Genomic DNA, 25,707 nt, shown 5'->3' with positions numbered 1-25,707 from the left:
TTCAGCCCTTGCAACTCCATCACTCTTTTAATTTTTATATCTTTTTTATTATATTTACCGATAGTAGAAAATTCTAAAAAATACTTTATAGTTGATTGACATACACTCAACTCTTATGATATAATTCTGCTTAAAGAAAATAAACTTAACAATTATAGGATAGAAAGATGAGCAAATCATTATACGAGACATTAGAAGTTTCAGAGAACGCAAGTGAATCTGAGATTAAAAAAGCATATAGAAAGTTAGCTAGAAAATATCACCCTGATATTTGTAAAGAAGCGGATTGTGAAGAAAAATTCAAAGAGATAAATGCCGCTTATGAAGTTTTGAGTGACAAAGAGAAAAAAGCGCAGTACGATCAGTTTGGGGATCAAATGTTCGGCGGTCAAAACTTCCATGACTTCTCACAATCGCAAGGAGGCAATGTAGATCTTGATGAAATCCTTCGTCAAATGTTCTCCGGCGGCGGTGGTGGATTTGGCGGCTTCAGCGGTGGCGGTCGCCAATCATACAGCAGCGGCGGATTTGGCGGCTTCGGCGGAGGAGGTGGTTTCCATCAGGAACCAAATCTAGATATTGAAGCGAAAGTCACTATTCCATTTAATGTGGCTATTCTCGGCGGAACACATTCTGTATCTATCAACGGAGAACGTTTTGATATCAAAATACCTGCAGGTGTGAAGAGTGGAGAAAAATTACGTGTCAGAGGAAAAGGGCATGCGCAAAATGGAAGAGCGGGTGACCTGTTCTTAAAAATCACCGTAGCTCCATCTCCTGAATATGAAAGAGAAGGAGATGATCTTGTAAAAACGATAGATGTGCCGCTTTATGCAGCACTCTTCGGTGATAAGATATCTGTACAGACATTGGAAAAAGAGATCAAACTTAAAATTCCTCAAAATACAAAGAACGGACAGCGTTTCCGTGTGAAAGAGATGGGTGCAATGAACCGCAAAACAAAACAGCGAGGTGATCTTTACCTTAAAGCAAATATCGTCAACCCGAAAGTTGAAGATTTAGACAGTGATTTGGTAGAGTTGATGAAAGAAAAACTACCAAAATCACTCTAATAAAGGAGTAGAATATGCACCATTACGATGAACCGGTATACTTAATCAGTATCGTATCGAAGATCTTAGATATTCACCCGCAGACACTGCGCCAGTATGAGCGAGAAAATCTCATTACACCTTCACGCTCAAACGGGCGAATACGACTTTATTCACAGCGTGATATAGACAGAATTAAGTTGATTTTACGCTTAACGCGTGAGCTTGGCGTCAACCTTGCAGGTGTAGATATTATTTTACGCTTAAAAGAGAATGTTGATGAGATGGAGCGTGAGATAGCAAATCTTCGTCATGAGGTAGAAGCAGCGAAAAATGCCCGTTCCGTTTCACCGGATAAAGCTCTTGTAACGAAAAAAAGCATCTATGAAATGATCATATTTGAAGAGGATTAGAGGCCTTCTTTAAGTCTATTTACCTCTACTCCTACGTTCTTGAGTTTTGTTTCTAGGGAATCATAGCCGCGATCCAAATGATAGATACGGTGTACATTGGTATCTCCCTTGGCTACAAGAGCGGCTAAAACCAATGCACTTGAAGCTCTGAGATCGGTTGCCATAACATCTGTGGCGCTTAAATCGCTCTTTCCGTTGATGGTTGCTGTATGTCCGTTAAGGGAAATATCCGCACCCATACGCTGCAGTTCACTCACATGCATGAATCTATTTTCAAAAAGACGCTCTTCAATGATGGAAACACCATCTGCCTGCGTTGCAAGTGCCATGAACTGTGCCTGCATATCTGTTGGAAAAGCAGGGTACTCCTGAGTTACGATCTTGACAGGTTTGATGGTTTGTGTTGGGAAGATTGTAATTGTCTCTTTTTGAACATCAAGTGTGAATCCCATCTCTTCAAGTTTTGCAATAACAGCACCCAAATGTTCCGGTTCTGCATCGGTGATAGTGAGCTGGGATCGTGTTATAGCACCTGCGCAGAGATAGGTTCCTGCTTCGATTCTATCAGGAATGATGCTAAACTCGGGTATATTTAAAAGTTCGCCATTTGTGCCCTGTATCTTTAACACTGCGGTACCGATACCTTCTATTTCTACGCCGCTATCACGCAGTACTTCACAGAGCTGGACCACTTCAGGCTCACGCGCCGCATTGACTATGGTCGTTTCACCTTTGGCGAGTGCTGCAGCCATAACAATATTCGCTGTTCCTGTTACTGTAATCTTATCAAAGATGATCTCACAACCTTGCAGTCCCTGTGGTGCTCTTGCCTCTATATAACCGGCTTTTATCGCTATCTTTGCACCCATCTGCTCTAAAGCTTTGAGATGCAGATCGATAGGACGCTGTCCAATGGCACAGCCACCCGGAAGTGAAACTTCACAGTGTCCAAAACGAGCTAGTATCGGCCCTAAAACTAAGATAGAAGCGCGCATCGTTTTGACAATATCATAGGTTGCTTTTGTTTCGTTGATCGAAGATGTATCTACGATAACTCGATCTTTTAAAAATTCACAATCAGCTCCCAAATTTGAGAGAAGTTTTAACAGGGTGTTTATATCTGCAACTGATGGCAGGTTTTTAATTGAGACACTGTTCTTTGCCAAAATGGTCATCGCAATAAGTGGAAGTGAAGCATTTTTTGCACCGGAGATTTGTATCTTCCCGTTAAGTACAGCTTTGCCTTTGATCTTTAAGTAGTCCATATTTCTCTTTACTTGTCTAATAAAATTGCGGTATTATATCTTAAATTTGCTATACTACGATTAACTAAATGTTAGTATTAAAGGGAAGTTAAAAGAAGATGAGCTCAGCATTAGAGAGACTAAAAAACTTAACAAATAAGATATCTTCTTATGAACTTGCACGAAAAAAAAATCTTGAACGTCTACGTGAACTCTTTGAGCAGGTTGGCATTGATGAAAAAGTAAAAAACGTGGAAGATCTTTTTGATTTTAAAGCGATCAATCTCTCTGGAATATCTCTACAAGAAGAGAATCTCGGTGCGATAAAAGAAGGAAAATATCTACAAATCTTAGCTATTGCCTATGATAAAAATGCTGCTGTAAAGAGTAAAAACATCTCTCTTGCCTATTTTGGTCGAGTGGAGAGCGTTGATGAAGCATTGCGTGAGAGAATTGTTGAGTTTGTTCTTCGTTACAGATTTGAGAAGAGTTTTATGACTTTAGAGCATTATCACGGAATGTTAGAGCGTTTTTAAATGCAAAGATTTTATTTTGAACTGTGGTTTTTTTGGGCACTGCGTGTAGTTTTATGCAATCTCTTTTTAGGTGCTGTCCTTGCATCTTTGATAACTGTCATGCTTTATATAAAACAGGGAGTGCCGGCTCTCGATCCGGAGATAAAAACAGCCCTTTGGGAACTTTTTCGTTTCTGGTTTTTTATCTCTTTGAATCTTGCTCTGCTCGTTGCTCTTTTTCGAAGTGTCAAGTATCTTTTCAATCGTCCTCACGCAGGATATGTGCTGCGACTTAAAAAATGTGCCAAAGAAGATGAGCCAAGCAGGGGTTACATAGATCCTGTCGGCTATGGTAATCTCGTAAAAGTCTGGCGGAAATGGTTTATGCTGCTTATCTGGATAGTGGGAAGTTTTATGGTGCTCGCCCTCATTGCAACTTATCTGTTTACACCATATGAGGCACTCTTTGACTGGTTTAATATCTATGTACTGTATGGCTTTATCTTGGCAGGCGGCTATCTCTCGTTCATCTTTATGACGGGACGATGCAAGAACATCAGGATAGTGAAATGTTGATATTTTTAGACATAGAGACAACGGGATATGAAAAAGAGGATAAGATATGCTCTTTGGGTATGCTCTGTTTTGAAGATGAAAAGTGTGTGAGCAGCCACTATGAACTTGTCAATGAAGGCAAGAAAATTCCTCCATCGGCTTCAGCACTGCACAACATTACCAATGAGATGATCGCCAAAAAACCTGCTCTGCGTGAGAGTGAGTCATATGCTTTTTTAGAGCAGCATAACAGAGAAGAGAATACCATCATAGTCCATAACATGGCTTTTGTTCTGGACAAACTGCAAGATGTCGGTTTAATATGGCATGGTAAAATTATAGATACATTGAAAGTCGTGAAGCATCTTATTCCTGAGTGTGAAGTATTTACACTGGAGTTTTTGCATTATGAGCTGAAACTTTACAAAAATGAAGCAAAGCTCAAAGAAGAGTGTGGAATTAAAGATGCTTTGATTTCACATCATGCACTGAGTGATGCCGCTGTTATCAAACTGCTTTTTGATTATCTCACGCAGATGACAACGCTTGAAGAGATGAACAGGCTCAGTTTTGAGAATGTGCTGCTTGAGAAGTTTTCGTTTGGCAAGTATAGTGGCAGATACATTGAAGATATCGCCATCAATGACAGAGGCTATCTGATGTGGATGCTGCATTTGGAAAATCTGGATGATGATCTGCGGTACTCGATCGAGTACTACCTGGAAGGATAAATATGAGAGTTGCTGTTGAGTGTCAATCACCACTGCTGCAAAAGTCGTTAGAACTGTTTTTGAACAAATATTTGAGTGCTTCGAAGAAGTGTGATATTATCATTCGAGATGAGGCCTGTCTTGGAGATAAACGCTGCTTTTATATTGGCAGTGAAGCAGATGCAGACTTGCAGAAACCTTTTTCAAAATCACAGCTTATTTTAGCTCTTGAGAAGAGATATGAAGAACTTTACGGTAAAGAAGAAGAGGCATTGGAGATAAAAAAAGAGTATGATGAAGAGGAATCAATGGACTTTTCCATCTTAGAAAAACGCATCGAGTTCCTGACGCAGGAGTATCAGGCAAATATCTTAAGGGCAGTAAAAGCATTTTATGAAAAATAGTTCCAAAAAATTGACAAAAAAAATCATCGCCGGAAAATATAAGGGAAAAACTCTTCAGTTGCCATCCAAAACAACGACACGCAGTTCAAAAACGATCGTTCTGGAGTCTTTTTTCAATACATTGCAGTTTGACATCATAGGTGCAACGTTTGTTGAGGTGTTTTCGGGTTCAGGCTCCATTGGTCTTGAAGCACTCAGCCGAGGAGCGAAACAGATATACTTTATGGAAAAAGACAGGGATGCCGTGAAGGTCTTACGAGAGAATATCTCACTCACAAACCCTTCTGAGTGTGAAGTCTTTGCGGGTGACAGTTTTGAAAATATCACGCAGGTTGTTGCACGATTGAAAAAAGCCAAAACAAAAGCCTACTTCTATATAGATCCGCCTTTTAGCATTCGAGAAGGGATGGAAGATATCTATGACAAGACGATGCAACTCATAAAATCACTGCCGATTGAAAATGTTGAGATGATTATCATAGAGCATATGACGGGATTGGAGATTCCTCAGACTCTAGGCGTATACTCCATTAAAAAGTCCAAAAAATTCGGTAATACATCCTTAACCTATCTCGTCTCACCTGAAGTGGAATAAAAATTGCTAAATTCTTGTCAATAGCGCAAGGATTTATGCAAATGAAATATCTTTTTACTTTTTTACTTTTTCTATCAGCACTGCATGCAACAAAGATCAATGATGTCTCAAGCATTGTAGGTGTTCGGGAAAATCAGATTATCGGTTACTCTTTGGTTGTGGGTTTGAAAAAGACGGGTGACGGTACGACTTCAAAATTTACACTTCAGTCTATCTCCAATATGTTAAAAGCCATGAACATAGATATGAATCCTATTGATATCAAATCAAAGAATGTTGCGGCGGTTGTGGTTACAGCGACAATGAAACCTTTTGCACGTCAGGGTGACAAGTTTGATGTAACGGTCTCTTCCATCGGTGATGCAAAAAGCCTTGAGGGAGGAACACTCCTGATGACGCCGCTTAAAGGGGTCGATGGGAAAATCTATGCATTGGCACAGGGACCGCTGAGCATCGGCGGGCTTAATCAAAGAGGTAACGGCGCAGAGACGCATCCGACAACAGGGATCGTATTTAACGGCGGTTTTATAGAGCGTGAGATAAATATCGATATGTTCCATCAAAAGTATGCGACCCTCTCTTTAAAGGATGCCGGTTTTGAAAATGCCGTGGCTGTACAAAAAGCCATCAACGCTTACTATAACACACAAGTAGCGGTGGCGATGGACTCACGCAGCATTAAGCTAAAATGCCCGAAAAATCGTTCGATGATCGAGTTTTTGGCAGAAGTTCAAAATATCGATATGAACTATCAACCGAAGAAAAAGATCATCATCAATGAAAAAACTGGAACTATCGTTGCTGGAGTAGATATACAACTCAGACCTATTGTCTTGACACATGGAGATATCACTATTAAAATAGTTGAAGAAGATACCCCGTCACAGCCAAGCGGTTCTATGAAAGTCGATAATAATTTGGTGATAGGCATGAATGAAAATGAGGTCTATACGAAAAAAGGGACAACGACAGTTGCCAACCTTGTTCGTTCACTGCAAAAACTCGGAGCGACACCAAAGGACATCATCTCTATTTTAGAAGCGATGAAAAGTGCGGGCAGTATCTCGGCTGAACTGAAGGTAATATAATGAATTATGGATTGAATGCTCTCAGTGCTCAGGCACAGCTTGTGACACAGAACAAAGATATACCAAAAATCGATCCTCACGCAGAGGATAAAGCACTGCGTAAACAGACGGATGCTTTTGAGGCTATCATTGTCAAAATGCTTTTGGACAATGCGATGAAAGATGAAAAAGATATTTTCTCATCACAAAAAGATCCGGGGGAGAAGATATACAAATCGATGTACAGAGATGAACTTTCAAAAGCGAGTGCGGGAAGTTTTGGTTTTTCACAAATGCTTTATGATTATCTCAGCCGGGATAAGGCATAAAATATTTGCGATTTAGGTTTAGAAAATCGTAGTTTTGTCGATATAGCTGTATAATGAAATACTTTACAGAGTAGAAGGATAAAATATGATTTCAAATATCAACTCTTCAGCTGTTCGCAGTGCTTTTGCAAACAGTTTGAATGAAAATAAAGAAGTTAAGGCAAACGCAAAGTTGACAACGTCGCAAGACGGAAGTCAGAACAAAATAGAAAAACTCAAAGAGGCTATAGAAGCCGGAGAGTATAAAGTTGACTTGTCGGCATTAGCTGAAAAAATGGCGGACGAGTTACTTTAGCAATAATAAAATACGGGGGTTGGAGATGCTTTCTCATTACTTACAAAATACTTTGGAAGATTTACGAGACTTGATTAAAATAACTCAGTCAGATATTGAAGATATAAAAAAAGCAGAACATGACCCTCAATTTGACAGACTGTCACTCAAAGAAGAAAAACTTAAAGCCTTTGAAACAAAAAAAGCGATGATTGACCATGAGATATCATCCTTAATGACATCAAATCCAGATATTGAACTTCCAAACCTTTTAAATGAAGAACAGCATAAACAACTCGAAGATTTAAAAACAGAACTCTCCAACCTTCATAAAGTCAATAAAGAATATGCAAAACTTGTCCTCACAGTCAGCAATCTTTATAACAGCTTTTTAGAAAGACTTGTCCCGACAGAGATGCAGGGCTATCAAAAAGTAGCCTCAAAAGATTCTACTATCATGGAAGTGAGAGTATAAGATGGCATCGATTTTCAATACACTCGGCATTGGATACAGCGGCTTAAACGCAGCACAGGTCGGCATCAATACAACTGGACACAATATCTCAAATGCCGAAGTAGACGGCTATACGAGACAGCGTGTCATCACTTCTGCAGCTACGCCGCTGCAGACCAGACCAGGGCAAGTAGGTAACGGTACGCAGATCGAAGATATCAAGCGTGTGTTTGATAATTTTGTTTTTGACAGATACAGTGGTGTCTCGGCAGATAAAGAGTACAGCGATTTTGAAAAACAGACACTTGAAGAGCTTTCTACATATTTTCCAGAGATAGATGGTGTCGGCATTAAAGCTGATCTTGCGGAGTATTACAATATGTGGCAGACATTCGCCGATAATCCGGATAATGATGCCATAAAAGTCGCCCTTGCAAAACAGACAGAAACACTCTCAAAACATATTGGTCAAACACAAGCTCAGGTAAAAGACCTTCAGATGCAGATAAACGATCAGCTTGCTGTTAATGTCGATGAAGTCAACTCTTTGGCAAAGCAACTGGCTGATTTGAACATTTCCATTGAAGTGGCGGAAGCTGGTGGAGGCTATGAGGCTAATGATCTGCGTGATAAACGAAATGTTATAGAAAGAAGTCTCTCACGGCTCATAGGTGCTACTGTCAAACAAGGACAGTTGGAGTCGAACATTCAAATAGACAGTAACTCAAATACAAGTTCAGGAAGCTATACATTGAGTGTGAACGGTTTTAATATCGTAGACGGCAGCTCGTACCATCCTCTCAAAATTTCAAAAGAAGATAATGAATTCGGTTTTTATTCACTGAGTTATGAAAGACAAGATGGTGTTTTGATTCCTTTTGAAGAGAAAGTTACAAATGGAAAGATAGGGGCGCTTTTTGATTTGCGTGGAGGCAAAATCGATACGACTAGCGGCATGCCGACAGACGGCGTTTTACAACAGGTAGTATCCGATTTGGATGCTTTTGCAAAAGGCTTGGTCGAGAGTACGAATAATCTTTATGCCGAGAGTGCAACAACCAAAATGTCATCGAATGTTTTAGCTGACATTGGTCCGACGAGTTCTTTGGTGAATTCTCCTTTAAATGTTACACCGGGTGCTTTTAATATCATTGTTTATGATGTAGACGGCAATGAAGTGGCACAGAGAAAGATCAATATTGACTACGCGACTTCAATGTCAGGTATTGCTGGGTCTAATTCTATTGAAGGTCAGATAAAGGCAGTTGTCGATGATAATGGTGATTCAAATGCCAATAATGACATTGACGATTTTATAACTTATAATTTTCAAACGGCGGCAGACGGAACGTTGCGTCTGGAGTTGGGAATTGACCCTCAATCGGAATCGATGGGCTATACTTTTGCTATTAAAGATGAACTTACGTCTGAAAAATTTGCATCGGGAAGTAATTTTGCCGGTGCACTTGGACTGCACAGGTTTTTTGATGGGGATAATGCACAAAATATCAAACTAAATACTGAACTGAGTGACAATCCGACAAAAATACATGCAGGCTTCTCTTCCGCTGCCGGTGATAACAGAATTGCGTTAAATATGATACAACAGCAGTTTGAGTCTTATAAATTTGACGTAGGAAATCAGGAATATGATACTACTGTTTATGGTATGTTTGACATTACGGCAACCTATGTCGGTATCAGTACAAATGCGGCCATTACAAGGAACGATACGGTAACAGCACAATTTAACTCAACAGAGCTTGAGTATAATTCAGTCTCGAAAGTGAGTATTGATGAAGAGATGACAAATCTCATTAAGTATCAAACTTCTTACGGTGCGGCGGCCAAGGTTATTACAACAGTAGATCAGATGATGCAGACACTCTTAGGAATCAAACAGTAAAGTGCTTCCCAGAGTCAGTATCTTTTTACTTGTCGGCATCTTTTTCTTTGCCTTTTTCGGCTCTTTTTTTTATACGCTCAGTCCTTATACGCTAGATGCTCATGCAATTTTGTCAGCACCTTCAACAGCGCACCTTCTCGGTACAGACAGACTCGGCAGAGATATTTTGGCTCGTTTGATAGAGGGTGGAAAAGTTTCTTTGATTATTGGCGTTGGCAGTGCATTTATCGCTTCTTTTATAGGGTTTTTGTTAGGCTCTATTGCTGGCTATTTTCGCGGCATAGTTGATAAGAGCTTTATTGTCATTGTAGATCTCTTCTTGACATTTCCAACATTCTTTTTGCTTTTGGCATTGGTTTCCTATGTTAATGCTTCTGCTTTGGTGCTTATTGTTATCATCTCTGTTACAGGCTGGATGACAACTGCACGCCTTATTCGTTCTGAGAGTTTTAAGATTACATCACAGCCCTATATAAAAATACTGAACATCGCTAAAGTCAAGAGATCAAAGATACTGCTGAAGTACTATGCACCTCTTCTGGCACCTATCTTTTTTGTCAGCTTTACTTTTGGTGTCGGCGGCGCTATACTTGCAGAGTCCGGTCTTAGCTTTTTAGGTCTGGGCATCGTTGCACCGCAGATGAGCTGGGGTACGATTTTAAGCGGCGGTAAAGATGTAGTGGAAATTGCATGGTGGGTGAGTTTCTTTCCGGGGCTTATGATATTTTTGGTGACATTTTCACTTATCAATATATCGAACTATCTGCAGCAGCTTACCAACCAAAAAGAGATACAAGAGTAATTGCGGTAGATAAGAAAAATAAAAGAGCAATCAAGTTATAATCAATCTATGATTTTAATGATAGATAATTATGACAGTTTTACTTACAATATTGTTCAGTATTGCCGCGAACTTGGGGCTGACTTGAAGATCATCAGAAATGATGAGATGAGTGTGGAAGAGATAGCATTGCTCAACCCTGAAAAAATAATCATCTCTCCAGGTCCAGCTTCACCTGATGAGGCCGGTATCACACTCGATGTTATTAAACACTTTAAAGACAAAGTCCCTATTTTAGGCATTTGTCTTGGACATCAAAGCATTGCTCAGGTCTTTGGCGGTGATGTTGTTCGTGCTAAAAATATGATGCATGGTAAAACATCCGTTATGAAACAGAGCGGTTCTTGCGAGATATTTAAAGATTTGCCTTCTGAATTCGTCGCTACCCGTTATCATTCGCTTATAGTAGATAAAAACACACTGCCAGATACAATTGAACCGACGGCATACTCTACAGATGACGAAGAGATTATGGCACTCAAGATAAAAGACAAAGATATTTATGGTGTGCAATTTCATCCAGAGTCTATTATGAGCGAGTATGGACATGAAATGATAGGAAATTTCTTAAAAATATGAAATATAAAATCATCTTATTTCTAATTTTAGGAATAGATGCACTTGTTCTCTTTTTTGAAGCCACTCATATATCCATATCTTCAAGCGGTGCCTCTATATTATATGGAGAGTTCTCTTTTTTACAACTTCTGGTGAAAAGTTCATTGGCACTTTTTGGGCACAATGATTTTGGACTTCGTTTTGTTTTTATCATAATGCACCTTATGAGTGCTGTTTTAATTTATCTTATTTCAGGACGCTATCTCAAAGAAGAGAGAAACAGACTCTGGCTGCTGCTTACCTTTGTTCTTTTGCCGGGAGTTGTCAGCTCTGCATTGATGGTCAATCATGCAGGACTTATTATTTTTGGTCTGTTGCTTTATCTCTATCTTGAACCTAAGGGTTCAAAATTTTTCATTTACCTGCTGCTTTTTGTCTATGCACTTGTAGATGTGGGATTTGTATACCTCTTTTTGGGACTTGCTCTTTACTCTCTGTTTCATAACAAGAAAAAAGAGTTTACATATAATGTCTTTCTTTTCTTTCTCTCATCCTATCTCTACGGTTTTGACATTCACGGCTTTCCTAGAGGGCACTTTTTAGATACTATCGGTGTTTACAGTGCCATATTTACACCTGTCATTTTTATCTATCTTTTTTATGTTCTTTATAGACGTTATCTTGCTGACAAGAGAGATAAGCTCTGGTATATTGCTGCAACGGCGCTTCTTTTTTCACTGCTTCTTTCGTTTCGACAGAAAGTAAATATTGAGCATTTTGCACCATATCTTATTGTTGCTCTGCCTTTGGCTGGACAGACCTTCGCAAGTTCGTATAAAGTGCGTCTAAAAGAGCATAGACGCGGATACAGGGCAATATTCATCCTTGCCTTTATTCTTCTGATATTAAATACTCTTGTGGTCTTTTTTAACAAAGAACTCTATCTCGTTCTTGATAATCCGAAAAAGAATTTTGCCTACAATGTGAATGTAGCTAAAGAACTCGCTGCAGATTTACAAGCCAACGGTATTAACTGTGTGTCAACAGATAAGAAAATGCAGCAGAGATTACGTTTTTACGGCATAAAAAAGTGCACAAAAAATATTTTAAAAGAACAGCCTTTAAAGAGTCAGGTAGATTCAAATGTTACTATACGTTACAAAAATAAAATTCTTTATAAAGCCAATGTTACTAAATTAAACAATAAACAAAGCAAATAGAAAGTTAAGAGAAAGCAAAGATATTTATTAAATGAGTTTATGCTAGAATTAACCCTAAATATCAAAATAGGGAGTTTCTATGGCTCAAAAAGCGATACGAGAATATGACGCAAAGTCGATTTTAGCAAAACACTGGAATAAATACTTTCCGGATTTTACTTATGCATATGAAACAGTTTTAGTAACATCAGGTGCTGAACTGCTTGAAGCTGCAAAAGAAAAACCATGGTTGAAAGAAAAACCATTAGTTGTAAAACCAGATATGTTATTTGGTAAGCGTGGTAAAAATGGACTTGTTCTTTTTAAAGATCAAAAACCGGGTGATGTGACTTTAGAAAAAGCTGCAGCTTGGATTGATGAAAAAGCAAAAGAAGATCAATCAGTATATTTTTCATTTGATGGCGACACACCGACCGGTGAGCCAAAAGTAGACAAATTAACTCATTTTATTGTTGAGCCTTTTACTCCTCATGACCAATCAGAAGAGTACTATATTTCTGCTACTGTTGTTGGTGATCAAGATGTTCTTTATATGTCAGCTGAAGGTGGTATGGAAGTTGAAGAGGGCTGGGAAGAAAAAGTTACAGAAGTAGCATTCCCGATTACTGCAACAGAAGAAGAGATAGCAGAGAAGATCAAAGCTAATATTCCAGCTGATGTAAAAGAAGAAGATAAAGAAAATTTCGCAAAATTTGCAATAGGATTCTTTAAAGCATATCGTGAACTCAACTTCGCATATCTTGAAATCAACCCATTTGTAATGCAAGGCAGTAAAATTGAACTTTTGGATATGGTTGCAAAACTTGATGATACAGCCGGATTTATGATGGTTGAAGAGTGGGGTGATGTTGAATATCCGACTGCGTTTGGAATGGAATCAAAATCTCCTGAAGTAGAAGCTATTGAAGAAGCTGATGCTAAAACTGGTGCTTCTTTAAAACTTACATTGTTAAAACCGGAAGCTAGAATATGGACAATGGTTGCCGGTGGTGGTGCTTCAGTTGTTTATGCTGATACTATTGCTGACTTTGCAGGAATTGAAGACCTTGCAAATTATGGTGAGTATTCAGGTGGTCCGACTACAGGTGAGACTAAGTTCTATGCTGAAACACTTCTTGACTTAATGACAAGAGAAAAAGACCCTAAAGGTCGTGATAAAATCTTAATCATCGGTGGAGCTATCGCAAACTTTACAGATGTAGCGAAAACATTTACTGGTATCATTCAGGCATTTGAAGAGTATGCAGAAAAAATGAAAGAAGTTGGTGTTAAAATCTACGTTCGTCGTGGTGGACCAAACTATGAAAAAGGTTTAAAAGACATCAAAGAAGCTGCGGACAGATTAGGTCTTGAGATCCATGTATTTGGTCCGGAAACACACGTTACAGATATCGTGCGTATGGCATTAGAAGAAAAGTAAGGAGAAGAGATGGGAAAATTATTTACTAGAGATACACAAGCGATTTTTTGGAATAACAACAAAACTGCTATCCAAAGAATGCTTGATTATGATTACACAATCAAAAGAGAGAAACCATCTGTTGCAGCTATCGTTGCACCTACAAGCGGAAACAAGTTTGAAAAATTCTTTTGGGGTGGTGATGAAATCATGATACCACTTTACAAAAGTACAACAGAAGCAAAAGCTGCACAGCCGCAAGCTGATGTACTTTTAAACTTTGCATCATTCAGAACTGCTTATGATGTAACAATGGAAGCTTTAAATCTTGGTGGATTTAAAACGATCATGATTACAGCAGAAGGTATTCCTGAGAGACTTGCTCGTGGTATGAATGCATATGCAAGAGAATTAAATGTAACTGTAATTGGACCGGCGACTGTTGGTGCGATTGTTCCTGGTGCATTTAAAATCGCAAATATCGGTGGTACTATTGAGAATATTATTAACTCAAAACTACATCGTGCTGGTTCATGTGGACTTGTAACTCGTTCGGGTGGTCTTTTTAATGAACTTTCTAACATCATTGCTATCAATGCAGATGGTATTGCTGAAGGTGTAGCTATCGGTGGTGATAGATTTGTTGGTTCAGTTTTCATTGACAACTTACTTCGTATGGAAAAAAATGATGATGTAAAATACATGATCTTACTAGGTGAAGTTGGTGGTACTGAAGAGTATAAAGTAATAGAGGCAGTTAAATCTGGAAAGATTACTAAACCAATTATTGCTTGGTGTATCGGTACAATTGCTAAGTATTATGACTCTGGTGTTCAATTCGGTCACGCAGGTGCATCTGCAAATGGTGACATGGAGACAGCTGAAGCGAAAAACAGAGCAATGGCAGAAGCAGGTATTCACGTTCCGGCTACTTTTAATGACCTGCCGGCAACTATTATGGAAGTATACAGTGACCTTAAAGCAAAAGGCGTTATCGGTGAAATTGAAGAGCCAGAGATAAACACAGTGCCTAAAGTACGTCGTCCTAAAAACTTCATTTGTACTATCTCTGATGACAGAGGCGAAGAAGCGACATATGCAGGTTTCCCAATCTCATCAGTTGCCACTCCAGATACAGGTAAAGGTATCGGTGATGTTATTTCACTTCTATGGTTCAAAAAACAGTATCCAAAATGGGCTACGGACTTCATTGAGACTGTTATCAAAACTGTTGCTGACCATGGTCCTGCTGTTTCAGGTGCGCATAATGCAAAAGTTACAGCACGTGCGGGTAAATCTGTTGTTGAAGCATTAGTGACTGGACTATTGACTATCGGTCCAAGATTCGGTGGTGCAATCGATGGTGCTGCCAAATATTTCAAATATGCAGATGACAACAACATGACGCCAGCTGAATTCTTAGGTTATATGAAAAAAGAAGGTGTGCCAATTCCAGGTATCGGTCACCGTATTAAATCATTAAAAAATCCAGACTTACGTGTAACTGGTCTTATGAACTATGCAGCTGAACATTTCCCAAGTCATTCACTTCTTGACTATGCAAAAACTGTTGAAGCATTGACTACAAGTAAAAAAGAGAACCTTATCTTAAACGTTGACGGTACTATCGGTATCTTAATGGTAGATATGTGGAGAGCTCTTGGTTACTCTGAAGAAGAGATCAATGAGTTTATCGAATCAGGTACACTCAATGCATTCTTCATTGTTGGTCGTTCAATCGGTTTCATTGGTCACGTACTTGATGAAAAACGTCTTGCAATGCCAATGTATCGTCACCCAATGGATGATATACTTTACGATGTTCAAAAAGCAGAAAAACTTTAATTTTTTCTCTTTAACATCTTTTACTAAAGAGCTTTTTGCTCTTTAGTCTTTTTTTAATTGCTTCACTTCTAAAAACCACCTTTTTATAATCAATTCTATGCTATTATTTTATATATTATAATTATGGAATCTCTTATGAAAAACTACATTAAAGATCAGATAAAAAAATCATATGAAACCAAACAGGCTATCTATGAAAATGAAGCCCTCTTGAATGAGATTGAAAAAGTCGCACAGATGTGTGTCGATCTCTATAAAGGCGATAAAAAAACAATTTTAGCCGGTAATGGCGGTAGTGCTGCTGATGCACAGCATATTGCTGCTGAACTTGTCGGGCGTTACGGTTTTGACAGACCATCTATTCCATCTTTGGCACTGACAACCGATACTTCAAACCTAACTGCAATCGGAAATGACTATGGATATGATCAAATCTTCTCACGTCAGCTTGAAGGGATGGGGCAAGAGGGAGATATCTTCATCGGTATTTCTACGTCGGGCAACTCTGTCAATATTATTAAAGCCTTTGAGAGTGCAAAGAAAAAAGGGATAACAACAGTAGCACTGACCGGTCGTGACGGTGGTGAGATGGCAAAAATGGCTGATGTTGCACTTGTTGTTCCTTCAAACTCTACACCGCGTATTCAGGAGTCACACATTCTTATTGGTCATATCATCTGTGATATCATTGAAAAAGAGACTTTTGGGGATGGTGTGTAGACCTCTTTCCTAACCTCTGATACTCTTCAGAGGGCTAAAAAGAGTTAAGATTGTGCAAAATGTTTTTTGAAGCGTAGCCATAGCTACGGTGATGAAAACTTTTGTGCAAGATTGATTCTTTTTAACCCTCCCTTCGGGTAAACTATACAATAAGATATTCTGCGTTGAATAACCTTCACCGTAGTTATGGCTACGCTGAAGAACATCCGCCTTGACTATCATATAGTATAATTTACTGAAGAGTATCAGAGGTTAGGAAAGAGGTCTAGTGAAAAAAGCGCTTTTTTTAGATCGTGATGGTGTTGTAAATGTTGAAAAAGAGTACCTTTACAAGCAAGAGGATTTTGAATTTATTGATGGTATCTTCGAGCTTTGCCGTCATTATCAAGATTTAGGTTATTTGATTTTTGTTGTAACGAATCAGTCTGGAATTGCCAGAAAATTTTATACAGAAGAAGATTTTGAAAAGCTCACGCAGTGGATGCTAGAAGTGCTTAAAAACAATGGTGTAACTATTACAAAGGTCTATCACTGCCCGCATCACCCTGAAATATCAGGAGTGTGTGAATGCCGTAAACCAAAACCGGGAATGCTTTTGGAAGCGGCAGGTGAGTTTGATGTGGATCTGCAAAACTCTATTATGATAGGGGATAAAGAGAGAGATATTGAAGCAGGTCTCAATGCAGGTCTGCGTGAGAACTATCTTTTGGATGAGAGCGGCTGCGTGAGCAACTCAAAAGCGACAAAAATTGTAAAAAAATTAGATGAAATTTGGAAGTGAACAATGTTAATACTTAATAGCGGCGGAACATTTAATAAACGCTACAATGAAGAAACGGGTGTTTTGGAAGTGCCTTATGACAATGATGCCATCGATGAGATAATGGCTTCGGTTAAGCATCACTATATGCTTGCGGGTGTTGTCTATAAAGACTCCCTTGATATGGATACAGAAGACAGAAAACGCATTGCAAGCATCATAGCCGAATCGGATGAAGCAGAGTTCGTACTTGTTCATGGAACAGATACAATGGATGAAACGGCAGAGTTTCTTGATACGCTTTTTGATGACAGGGTGATTGTACTCACAGGTGCTATGAAGCCTTACAGCATTGACAGATCAGAAGCAAGTTTTAATCTCGGTATGGCAATAGGTTTTGCTGAGGTGCAAGAGATAGCAGGTGTCTATATCTGCATGAACGGTTATGTCAAACCATGGCAGGAACTCAAAAAAAATCCAGCAATAGGAAAATTTCAAGTTGTCTGAAAAAATTGCGTGTGATCATTGCCATTTAGAATTTTCCAAAGAGGTCATGATAGAAGATGACGGGCATTACTTTTGCTGTAACGGCTGTCAGGGTGTCTTTCATCTTTTGAGAGATCAGGGGCTTGACGGCTTCTATCAAAAACTCGGTTCAGAAAAACTTGCACCACCTTCACAGCAGTATGAAGATTCTGCAAACTTTGATACACCGGCATTTTATGAACGTTTTGTCAAAAAGGGAGAAGACGGTTTCTTAGAAGTATCGCTTATCATTGAAGGTATTCACTGTGCTGCGTGTGTCTGGCTGAACGAAAAGGCATTGACAAATATGGACGGCGTCATTGCCACGAATATCAACTATACAAACAACAAAGCCAAGATTGTTTGGGATGATAATGTAGTAAAACTTTCCGCCATCATCGACATGATACGTGCCATTGGTTACAATGCCTACCCTTATGATGCCTCCCTGCAGGAAGAAAAAGCCAACAAAGAGAGAAAAGACTACTATGTGCGAATAGCCGTTGCCGTATTTGCAACGATGAATATGATGACTATCATGGTTGCACAGTATGCGGGATACTTTACAGGAATCTCCGGCGATATAAAGAATATTCTCAATATTGGAGAGTGGGTTCTTGCTACACCTGTTCTCTTTTATAGCGGCTGGCCTTTTTTTAAAGGTATGTACTACGGTATGAAGACAAAAACGGTCAATATGGATACGCTTGTCGCTACGGGTGCACTTTTAACTTACATTTATTCTATTTATATCACACTGACACGAAATGGCGAGGCCTATTTTGATTCGGTTACGATGATTGTTACTTTTGTGCTTGTCGGTAAGTTCTTAGAGGTGCTTTCAAAGAAAAGTATTGCCGATACGCTTGATATCATGAGCCAGCATCTTGTGAGTGATGTTCAGGTTATTGAAGATGAAAAGATTGTAACAAAAAATGTCAATGATGTTCTTGTTGGCGAGACCATTCTTTTAAACAGCGGTGATCGTGTCGCTATTGACGGTGAGATCATTGAGGGCAGTGGGAATTTTGATGAATCGAGTTTGACAGGAGAGAGTGAGCCGATCTTTAAAACAAAAGGTGATACAGTCATCAGCGGCACGGTGAGCATCGATGCAGATATAAAATATATGGCAACGAAAGATTATGCGCATTCGACAATGAGCAATATTGTCTCACTGCTTGAAAATGCGATGAACAACAAACCTCGTATTCAGCAACTCGCCAACAAGCTTAGTGAATACTTCTCGACGGTCATTCTCGCACTTTCCTTTTTTACATTTGTCGGCTGGTATCTTTACTCAGCGAATTTTGAACAGTCGTTTATGATCGCAATTGCCGTGATAGTCATTGCCTGTCCATGTGCTTTGGCACTTGCTACACCGGTGGCAACTCTTGTAGGACTCTCTATCGCTTCAAAAAAAGGGATACTCTTTAAAGAAGCGGCTCAACTTGAAACGATGGCAAAAGCCGATGTCTTGACGCTTGATAAGACAGGTACGATCACCCAGGGGCATCCAGAAGTTGTCAGCAGTGTCATAGAAAAAGAGTTTGACCTTTCACTGCTGAACTCTTTGCTTCTCAATTCAAAACATCCGATCGCCAAGGCAGTAGCCGATCATATCTATGATGAAACACTGAAATGTTATCTGCTTGAGAGCTTTAAAAATATTGCTTCTCAGGGGATGACGGCAATGTATAAAGGTAAAATGCTCGCAGGCGGTAATGCAAAATTGATGAAAGCTGTCGGCATCGATGTTGACAGTTCAAGCCACAACAGTGAGTTCTATTTTGCCTATGACGATGAACTTTTAGGAAAATATGAACTTTTTGATATGCCGCGTGAGGATGCAAAAGAGGCGATTAGCAAAATCAAGAAGATGGGAATCGATGTTGTCATGCTGACAGGAGATCATGCAAAAAGTGCACAAAGAGTCGCTTCGATGGTTGGTATTGAAAAATTGGAATCTCAAATGACACCACAAGAAAAAGCGAATTATATAGAATCACTGCATGCAAGAGGAAAAACAGTTGTGATGGCAGGCGACGGTGTCAATGATATTTTAGCGCTTGCCAGCTCGGATATTGCCATCGCTATGGGTAACGGCAGTGATATCGCCATTGAAGTCAGTGATGTTGTCCTTTTAAATGACACATTTGCCTCTCTTTATGACAGTTTTAAGATTTCAAAACGGACATTTACAATGATAAAAGAGAATCTTTGGCTTTCTCTTGTCTATAACGGCATTACTATTCCACTAGCAATGGCTGGCTACATCATACCGCTTATAGCAGCTATTTCAATGAGTGTCAGTTCTCTACTAGTTGTTGGTAATTCTCTACGAATAAAAATTGGATACAAATAAGGATAAAAAATGAGTAATTGGATTATAGCTATGATGCTTGGAGTTTCCATCTTTTTGGGAAGTATTGCTGTTGTTGCTTTGATATGGGCAATAAAAAAAGGACAGTTCGATGATGAAGAGAAATTTTTAAATGCTGTGAAGTTCGATGGAGTAGAGGATCTTAATGATGCTGCAAATCTTGAACGTAAAAAAGAAGAGTTAAGAAAAAAGGCATATAAACCAGAATAATGTAGAAAAATGAATCACCTAAAAAGGTGATTCAAAGGTAATTATTTACCGATAGTTTGTGCGAAAGCTTCTAAATCAGCATCAGAGTAACGTGCTACTTGACCTTTCATAACACCTTTCATTGGTCCACCGAAAGTTCCAGCTTTGTAACCTTTAAGTGCAGCAGCGATATCAGCGTGACTCATTTCAGCAACAACTTTAGATTTACCCATAGCGTGTTTTTCCCAGTTAGCACCATGACATGCAGCACATGCTTTTCCATTTACTGCAGCAGATGCAGCTGTTACTAATGCTAAAGTAGCGATTGAAGCGATTACGATTTTTTTCATTTTATTTCCTTGATATAAAGTTTCATCTGCATTATATTAGTTAAATTCTTAAATACTTGTTAATGAATTAAAAGGTATCATTTTATTAAAATTAATTTATTATGGATAGAAAATGAAATATATTGAAGAAGATCTAAAAGATAAGACAATACTGATAACTGGAGGGGCAGGTTTTATCGGTGCCAACCTTGCTTTTTACTTTCAAGAGAATCATCCGGATGCACATGTCGTCGTTCTTGACAGTTTTCGAAGCGGTGAGACTTTAAGTAACGGAAATTTAAAATCATTTGGACATTTTAAAAATCTCATTGGCTTTAATGGTGAAGTTATCAGTGGAGATATCAATGATAAGGACCTGCTTTTGGACCTTGAGGTCAATTATAAGTTCGACTACATTTTCCATGAAGCGGCTATTTCCGACACGACTGCATTAGAGCAGGATCTTATGATAAAGACAAATGTAAATGCTTTTAAAGATCTGCTCGATCTTGCAGTGGCACACGATGCCAATATGATCTATGCATCTTCTGCAGCAACGTATGGAGGCAGTGACACTTTTAAAGTGGGGCATGAAGATCCAAATAATGTCTATGGCTTTTCAAAAGTGATGATGGATAACATCGCCTACGATTATATGAAAAATTCAGATATCAGCATCGTCGGACTTCGTTATTTTAATGTCTATGGCGCACGTGAGTATTTTAAAAATACGACGGCTTCTATGGTACTGCAATTTGGTCATCAGCTTCTAGCAGGTAAAAATCCGCGTCTTTTTGAAGGCAGTGACAAAATTCTGCGTGACTTTATCTATATAGAAGATATCATTCAGGCAAATATCAAAGCGATGGCTCCGAAAAAAAGCGGTGTTTACAATGTAGGAACAGGAAAAGCGAGAAGTTTCCAAGATATCGTTGATATCTTGCAGCGTGAGCTTGGCACATCGGCAACGTGTGAGTATATTCCAAACCCTTATGTCGGATCGTACCAGTTCTTTACGCAGGCAGATATAGAAGATACGAAAGAGTACCTAGGATATGCGCCTGCTTATGAGATGGAAGAGGGCATCAAGGCTTATGTTCCAGAGATTAAACGCATTTATGAAACAGAAGTAAAAAAATAATGAATATCTTAAAAGAGGCGAAGCCCAATATCTTAGTTCTTGGGGATCTGATGATAGATCATTATCTCTGGGGAAGCTGTGAACGCATAAGCCCGGAAGCTCCTGTACAGGTAGTCGATGTCGCAAAAGAGACAACGGTACTTGGCGGAGCAGGAAATGTCATAAATAATCTCAAAGCTTTGGGTGCAGAGGTAAGTGTCGCCGGTGTTATCGGTGATGATGCCAATGGAGAAGAGCTGCGTGAGATGCTGCGTGAGATAGCCGTAGATACGCAGAAGCTTATTATTCAGGCAGGACGCAAGACATCGAAAAAGAGTCGCGTCATAGCCGTAAGTCAGCAGATATTACGTTATGATAAAGAGAGTAAAGATGCCATTGAAGATGTATCAGTAGAGAAAATTTTGGATTCTATCAAAGAGGGTATAAAAGAGTATGATGCACTGATACTCTCAGATTACGGTAAAGGTGTTTTAACTGAGACCTTATGTCAGGGTGTCATTGCATTGGCAAATGCAAATGGCGTGAAAGTGTTGGTCGATCCAAAGGGGAGCGATTTTAGTAAATACAGAGGTGCTTACCTGCTTACACCAAATAAAAAAGAGGCACAGTTCGCAACAGGAATGAAGATAGATGACGAAGGTTCACTCAAAGAGGCTTTGCTTACGTTAAAGAGTGAGTGTGACTTGGATATTTCACTCATTACGCTTTCTGAAGATGGTATCGCTATCTATGATGATGAGTTGAAACGTTTTCCGACTGTTGCCAAAGAGGTCTTTGATGTAACGGGTGCAGGAGATACGGTCATTGCTTCTATTGCCTATGCCCTGAGTGCAGGGAAAGATATTGATGAAACAGCACAGTTTGCAAATCTTGCAGCGGGTGTCGTTGTCGGTAAGATCGGCTCGGCTACGGTTACGATAGATGAGATAGAAGAGTATGAAGCAAGCCTGCATAAAAGTACTTCCGATGCACACATCAAAACATTTGAAGAGATCGATGCCATTGTACAGCGTTATAAAACACAGGGCAAAAAAGTCGTCTTTACAAATGGTTGTTTTGATATTCTGCATGTGGGTCATGTGAAGTATCTTCAAATCGCTAAAAGTTTTGGGGATGTCTTAATCGTCGGGTTAAACTCCGATGCTTCTGTTTCACGTCTCAAAGGGCCGACGCGTCCTGTCAATGTCGCAGAAGATAGAGCTTATTTGCTTGCAGCACTTGAAGCGGTCGATTTTGTAGTACCTTTTGAAGAAGATACACCGTATGAACTTATAAAAATGATAGCTCCGGATGTGCTTGTAAAAGGCGGAGATTACGAAGGAAAGACTGTTGTGGGTACAGAATTTGCTAGAGAATTGAAACTTGTGGACTTTGTCGATGGCAAAAGTACAACAAAAACTATAGAAAAGATACAAGGACAGACATGTTAAAGAAAATGACACTTTTAAGTGCAGCAACTGTTGCAGCATTTGCAATGCATACAGGTGAAATTAATATTAATGATAAAGATTTGGAACTTAATGCTAAGTTTGATATAGGACAGTTTAACGATGCTGTTGAACCAAATACAATGTTCGTAGGCGGTAGATTTTTAAATGCCGATGCGGATCATTCTGATGATGAACATGCAGATATTGACCCGTTTTATGAGGTGAATTTCCTGATGATGCGACCAATTGGCAATCATGGTATGAAAGTTGGATTAGGAGCAAAACTGAATCATACAAAAGATTTTACTTCTGTTCCTTTAGGATTGGAATTTTCATACAGAATTCCGGCAGCAGATTTTGTACCTATGCATCTTAATGGTCAGTTATACTATGCACCTTCAGTACTTGCATTTTCAAAAGCAGACAGTTTTATGGAATACCGTTTAAGTTATGACATTGAACTTATCAAAAATGGTAACCTGACAGTTGGTTATAGAAAACTTGATACTGATTACGAAGGTAGAAATGGCGATTTTACTTACAACTCTTCTTGGTACATAGGATTTAAAATAGGTTTTTAGGAATCTAACTCTTTTACAGCTTCACTCACCTCTGAAGCTGTAATACTCTTCATACACTCGTGATGTCCAAGCGGACACTCCCTTTTCATACATGGACTGCACTCCATCTCATGCCGAACCAGCTTGCTTTTTTCATTCATCCATTGGGATGTCTCTTTGTACTTTGTCGGACCAAAAATAGAGACTGTCGGAACCTGATAGGCAGCTGCCACATGCATAGGACCACTGTCATTGGTGATAAAGAGTGAGCAGCCGCCTATATTGGCACAGAGCTCTTCTATGTTTGTTTTTCCTGCAAGGTTTGTGTAATTTGTGATACCCAAAGTTTTGAGATTGTTTTCAATCTCTTTTGCCATTTCCACTTCATTTGGTCCGCCAAAGATAATGATGTCATATTTGTCGGCATAATCAGTTGCCACTTGGGCAAAGCGTTCGGGATACCAGCGTTTTGCACTGCCGTAGGTAGCTCCGGCATTGATGCCGAGTGTTGGTTTTTCAAAATCTTTCGGCTCAATGTAGAGCTTCAGAGGTCCAATTTCATCAAAGGAAAAATCACTCACATTTGTCATGGCAAGTTTGGCATACTGCTTAACGAGATGTTTATCGGCTTTTATCTTTGGTGTATGAGAGAGAAGAAACATGGAATGCCATGAACGTTTGGCAATGGTAAGTACGGTGCCCGTGAAGCGAAGCAGTAGTGAAGAGTGCAGCTGATTACGAAAGGTGATGGCCATGTTGAAAGGTCCAAGCTCACGTGCGAGTTTATAAGTCGCAAGCAGACGTGATGATGCTTTTTTTGTCTCATCGACAATCGCTTTTTCGCAAAGTGGATGGTGTTTCAATGCTTCAATACTGACATACGAGCCTATAAATGTAAACCTTGCGTGAGGGTAGTGCTTTGCCAAAAGTTCAATGGCAGGTGTTGCCATGACGGCATCACCAAGCCAGTTTGGTAAAATTATCAGTATTTTCATATTCGCTCACTTGCATTAACTTTTTGACCGACCTCTTTGGTGATAAAGATATACAGAGGAGAAGAGCCGATCTCAAGTATCTCGTCTTCTATCTTTTGTCCTGTTTTTGAATAAACTTCAAAGAAGTCTTCATTTTTGAGTGTGGTTTCATTCATGGACCAGTGGATTTGCAACAGCTGTTCATTGACCCAGAACTGTATGATATAGTAGCCTCTTTTGATATCAAGTCGCAAAAATTGAGCAGTTTTCAAGATATTGAGCATATACTTGTACGTATCATAAGCTTCTCGTTTTCTAATGCCTTCTCGATTGTCGATCAGTCCGTACCCCGGAGCGATAAGCTGATGCCATGAGACACTGTCAACTTGTTGTGTGGCAAACGCCAAAAGATAGTAACGCAGCATGAAGTCAGCATACAGCTCTTCGCTCACGCACTCATATTCGCTCGTAGGTGCATAGGGAGCAGTGCTGCTTATGGGCCAGTTTGTCTCCGTGATGTAGAGTTTTTGTTTCGTCTTTGGTGAAAGCCATACCATAGTACTTAGAAGTGCTATCTTATCTATAAGGCTAAATCCAAGTTGTGTATTTTCCGGTGCACCGCGTCTGTCAACATAGAGTAACGAAGCAATGCCGTCGTATTTGCATTTGCAAAAGTTAAAAAGTGTGTGAGCCGTGTAGTGGAATTCAAAGTCGATAACACCGCTGCCGATAAGTTCTATATTTGGAAAATCTGATTTTTTAAGATCATAGGCGACTTTGTAGAAATGCAGATACTCTCTTACAGAGAAAAACCCCCATTTTGAACGGTTTATTGTTGAGCCGATCTCAAAAACATTTACGTTTTGCTGTAACTCTGTAAAAATGGTTTCTAGGTTTTTTTGTAAAAGTTTCAGATCTTCTACATGCTCTCGGTCTTGCATGATTTTTAAGATGATCTTTTTATTGCTGTTGTTTTGAATGAAATTTTTAAGTTCAGGCAGTTTATGCATCTCCCAAAGTTTAAGACGCAGTAAGATACTCTCAACTCCAAGCTCGTCAATAAGCTCCTGCGTGAGGGAAGGCTCTCTCTCAAAGTCAACAACTAGAGAGAAAAATTTGCTCGTATCTATCTCTTTACGCTTGACAAAAGGCATGGCCAAAAGTGAGAGAGGAATAAATAGCAAAGAAGAAACGATAGTGTAAAGTAAAGATCGGCTCTCACGTTTGCGCATCGTTTTTTTGTATGCTCTATTTTTCAGTAGTGCCGGCTGGTCGGAATAATCATCCCATGCAAAAGGTTCTTTCATAAGCGTGA

The 25,707-nt window shown here is 39.3% G+C and carries 29 protein-coding genes; 25 read left to right on the top strand and 4 right to left on the bottom strand.

The genetic code is table 11. From position 1 onward, the window contains the following. Positions 1-167 precede the first annotated feature (167 nt). Together FM071_RS07630 and FM071_RS07625 are read left to right on the top strand one after the other, a co-directional pair. Complete coding sequence (locus FM071_RS07630) at positions 168-1,073, top strand: DnaJ C-terminal domain-containing protein (RefSeq protein WP_193110352.1); 906 nt, start codon at positions 168-170, stop codon at positions 1,071-1,073. Positions 1,074-1,087: 14 nt separating this feature from the next. Further along, positions 1,088-1,465, top strand: a complete 378-nt coding sequence (locus FM071_RS07625; RefSeq protein ID WP_193110350.1) for a heat shock protein transcriptional repressor HspR — start codon at positions 1,088-1,090, stop codon at positions 1,463-1,465. Here the strand turns inward: FM071_RS07625 and murA are convergent. Beyond that, positions 1,462-2,730, bottom strand: coding sequence for a UDP-N-acetylglucosamine 1-carboxyvinyltransferase (gene murA / locus FM071_RS07620; RefSeq protein WP_193110348.1), 1,269 nt, complete (start codon positions 2,728-2,730; stop codon positions 1,462-1,464). The two genes, FM071_RS07625 and murA, sit on opposite strands and share 4 nt — an antisense overlap. A 98-nt stretch (positions 2,731-2,828) precedes the next feature. Between murA and FM071_RS07615 the strand changes: the two genes are divergently transcribed. The 20 genes from FM071_RS07615 (at position 2,829) to ccoS (ending at position 19,979) form a co-directional block, all read left to right on the top strand. Then, the gene (locus tag FM071_RS07615) at positions 2,829-3,245 is read left to right on the top strand and encodes a hypothetical protein (protein ID WP_193110346.1); all 417 of its coding nucleotides are present in this window, start codon (positions 2,829-2,831) and stop codon (positions 3,243-3,245) included. Then, complete coding sequence (locus tag FM071_RS07610; RefSeq protein WP_193110344.1) at positions 3,246-3,800, top strand: hypothetical protein; 555 nt, start codon at positions 3,246-3,248, stop codon at positions 3,798-3,800. Next, positions 3,794-4,510, top strand: a complete 717-nt coding sequence (locus FM071_RS07605) for an exonuclease domain-containing protein (protein WP_193110342.1) — start codon at positions 3,794-3,796, stop codon at positions 4,508-4,510. The genes FM071_RS07610 and FM071_RS07605 overlap by 7 nt, the downstream gene beginning before the upstream one ends. Before the next feature lie 2 nt (positions 4,511-4,512). Then, positions 4,513-4,893: a hypothetical protein gene (locus FM071_RS07600; RefSeq protein ID WP_193110340.1), complete on the top strand. Its 381-nt coding sequence runs from the start codon at positions 4,513-4,515 to the stop codon at positions 4,891-4,893. After that, on the top strand, positions 4,883-5,488 hold the full coding sequence (gene rsmD / locus FM071_RS07595; RefSeq protein ID WP_193110339.1) for a 16S rRNA (guanine(966)-N(2))-methyltransferase RsmD: 606 nt from the start codon (positions 4,883-4,885) through the stop codon (positions 5,486-5,488). The genes FM071_RS07600 and rsmD overlap by 11 nt, the downstream gene beginning before the upstream one ends. Positions 5,489-5,529: 41 nt before the next feature. Further along, positions 5,530-6,576: a flagellar basal body P-ring protein FlgI gene (locus FM071_RS07590; protein WP_193110337.1), complete on the top strand. Its 1,047-nt coding sequence runs from the start codon at positions 5,530-5,532 to the stop codon at positions 6,574-6,576. Continuing rightward, positions 6,576-6,884 carry a rod-binding protein gene (locus FM071_RS07585; RefSeq protein ID WP_193110335.1) on the top strand — a complete coding sequence of 103 codons (309 nt, stop codon included), beginning with the start codon at positions 6,576-6,578 and terminating at the stop codon, positions 6,882-6,884. Before FM071_RS07590 ends, FM071_RS07585 begins: the two co-directional genes overlap by 1 nt. 85 nt (positions 6,885-6,969) lie before the next feature. Further along, on the top strand, positions 6,970-7,179 hold the full coding sequence (gene flgM / locus FM071_RS07580; protein WP_193110333.1) for a flagellar biosynthesis anti-sigma factor FlgM: 210 nt from the start codon (positions 6,970-6,972) through the stop codon (positions 7,177-7,179). Between the two features lie 25 nt (positions 7,180-7,204). Next, positions 7,205-7,633, top strand: coding sequence for a hypothetical protein (locus FM071_RS07575; RefSeq protein ID WP_193110332.1), 429 nt, complete (start codon positions 7,205-7,207; stop codon positions 7,631-7,633). A 1-nt stretch (position 7,634) separates the two neighbouring features. Continuing rightward, positions 7,635-9,518 (top strand): flagellar hook-associated protein FlgK, encoded by a 1,884-nt coding sequence (flgK, locus tag FM071_RS07570; protein ID WP_193110330.1) that lies wholly within the window; start codon positions 7,635-7,637, stop codon positions 9,516-9,518. Position 9,519: 1 nt separating this feature from the next. Next, on the top strand, positions 9,520-10,320 hold the full coding sequence (locus FM071_RS07565; protein ID WP_193110328.1) for an ABC transporter permease: 801 nt from the start codon (positions 9,520-9,522) through the stop codon (positions 10,318-10,320). A 48-nt stretch (positions 10,321-10,368) separates the two neighbouring features. Further along, complete coding sequence (locus tag FM071_RS07560) at positions 10,369-10,938, top strand: anthranilate synthase component II (protein WP_193110327.1); 570 nt, start codon at positions 10,369-10,371, stop codon at positions 10,936-10,938. After that, positions 10,935-12,137, top strand: a complete 1,203-nt coding sequence (locus FM071_RS07555; protein WP_193110325.1) for a glycosyltransferase family protein — start codon at positions 10,935-10,937, stop codon at positions 12,135-12,137. The genes FM071_RS07560 and FM071_RS07555 overlap by 4 nt, the downstream gene beginning before the upstream one ends. A 79-nt stretch (positions 12,138-12,216) precedes the next feature. Then, entirely contained in the window at positions 12,217-13,557 is a 1,341-nt protein-coding gene (locus FM071_RS07550; RefSeq protein WP_193110323.1) for an ATP citrate lyase citrate-binding domain-containing protein, read from the top strand. A 9-nt stretch (positions 13,558-13,566) separates the two neighbouring features. Further along, positions 13,567-15,381: a citrate/2-methylcitrate synthase gene (locus FM071_RS07545; protein WP_193110321.1), complete on the top strand. Its 1,815-nt coding sequence runs from the start codon at positions 13,567-13,569 to the stop codon at positions 15,379-15,381. Between the two features lie 135 nt (positions 15,382-15,516). After that, on the top strand, positions 15,517-16,101 hold the full coding sequence (gmhA, locus tag FM071_RS07540; RefSeq protein ID WP_283949401.1) for a D-sedoheptulose 7-phosphate isomerase: 585 nt from the start codon (positions 15,517-15,519) through the stop codon (positions 16,099-16,101). A gap of 268 nt (positions 16,102-16,369) precedes the next feature. Next, a complete protein-coding gene (gmhB, locus tag FM071_RS07535) occupies positions 16,370-16,882 on the top strand; it encodes a D-glycero-beta-D-manno-heptose 1,7-bisphosphate 7-phosphatase (RefSeq protein ID WP_193110318.1) in 513 nt (170 codons plus the stop codon). A 3-nt stretch (positions 16,883-16,885) separates the two neighbouring features. Continuing rightward, positions 16,886-17,368, top strand: a complete 483-nt coding sequence (locus FM071_RS07530; RefSeq protein ID WP_193110316.1) for an asparaginase domain-containing protein — start codon at positions 16,886-16,888, stop codon at positions 17,366-17,368. Then, the gene (locus tag FM071_RS07525; RefSeq protein ID WP_193110314.1) at positions 17,361-19,751 is read left to right on the top strand and encodes a heavy metal translocating P-type ATPase; all 2,391 of its coding nucleotides are present in this window, start codon (positions 17,361-17,363) and stop codon (positions 19,749-19,751) included. The genes FM071_RS07530 and FM071_RS07525 overlap by 8 nt, the downstream gene beginning before the upstream one ends. Before the next feature lie 9 nt (positions 19,752-19,760). After that, positions 19,761-19,979 (top strand): cbb3-type cytochrome oxidase assembly protein CcoS, encoded by a 219-nt coding sequence (gene ccoS, locus FM071_RS07520; protein WP_193110312.1) that lies wholly within the window; start codon positions 19,761-19,763, stop codon positions 19,977-19,979. A 41-nt stretch (positions 19,980-20,020) separates the two neighbouring features. Here the strand turns inward: ccoS and FM071_RS07515 are convergent, their stop codons facing one another. Further along, the gene (locus FM071_RS07515; RefSeq protein WP_193110310.1) at positions 20,021-20,308 is read right to left on the bottom strand and encodes a c-type cytochrome; all 288 of its coding nucleotides are present in this window, start codon (positions 20,306-20,308) and stop codon (positions 20,021-20,023) included. A 112-nt stretch (positions 20,309-20,420) separates the two neighbouring features. Between FM071_RS07515 and rfaD the strand changes: the two genes are divergently transcribed. From rfaD to FM071_RS07500, 3 genes are read left to right on the top strand one after another with little or no spacing between them, the layout of a single operon-like run. After that, positions 20,421-21,428 carry an ADP-glyceromanno-heptose 6-epimerase gene (gene rfaD, locus FM071_RS07510; RefSeq protein WP_193110308.1) on the top strand — a complete coding sequence of 336 codons (1,008 nt, stop codon included), beginning with the start codon at positions 20,421-20,423 and terminating at the stop codon, positions 21,426-21,428. Then, positions 21,428-22,858 carry a D-glycero-beta-D-manno-heptose-7-phosphate kinase gene (gene rfaE1, locus FM071_RS07505; protein WP_193110307.1) on the top strand — a complete coding sequence of 477 codons (1,431 nt, stop codon included), beginning with the start codon at positions 21,428-21,430 and terminating at the stop codon, positions 22,856-22,858. Before rfaD ends, rfaE1 begins: the two co-directional genes overlap by 1 nt. Next, entirely contained in the window at positions 22,852-23,439 is a 588-nt protein-coding gene (locus tag FM071_RS07500) for a YfaZ family outer membrane protein (protein WP_193110305.1), read from the top strand. Before rfaE1 ends, FM071_RS07500 begins: the two co-directional genes overlap by 7 nt. On the opposite strand, the gene waaF is transcribed toward FM071_RS07500, so the two are convergent. Both waaF and FM071_RS07490 read right to left on the bottom strand, forming a co-directional pair. Beyond that, positions 23,436-24,413 carry a lipopolysaccharide heptosyltransferase II gene (waaF, locus tag FM071_RS07495; protein WP_193110303.1) on the bottom strand — a complete coding sequence of 326 codons (978 nt, stop codon included), beginning with the start codon at positions 24,411-24,413 and terminating at the stop codon, positions 23,436-23,438. The two genes, FM071_RS07500 and waaF, sit on opposite strands and share 4 nt — an antisense overlap. Continuing rightward, the gene (locus FM071_RS07490) at positions 24,410-25,699 is read right to left on the bottom strand and encodes a glycosyl hydrolase (protein ID WP_193110301.1); all 1,290 of its coding nucleotides are present in this window, start codon (positions 25,697-25,699) and stop codon (positions 24,410-24,412) included. Before FM071_RS07490 ends, waaF begins: the two co-directional genes overlap by 4 nt. Between the last annotated feature and the right edge of the window lie 8 nt (positions 25,700-25,707).

Source organism: Sulfurimonas paralvinellae (assembly GCF_014905135.1).
GTDB lineage: Bacteria > Campylobacterota > Campylobacteria > Campylobacterales > Sulfurimonadaceae > Sulfurimonas > Sulfurimonas paralvinellae.
The sequence above is the reverse complement of the archived record's forward strand: the minus strand, read 5'-3'. Positions and strand labels throughout refer to the sequence as shown.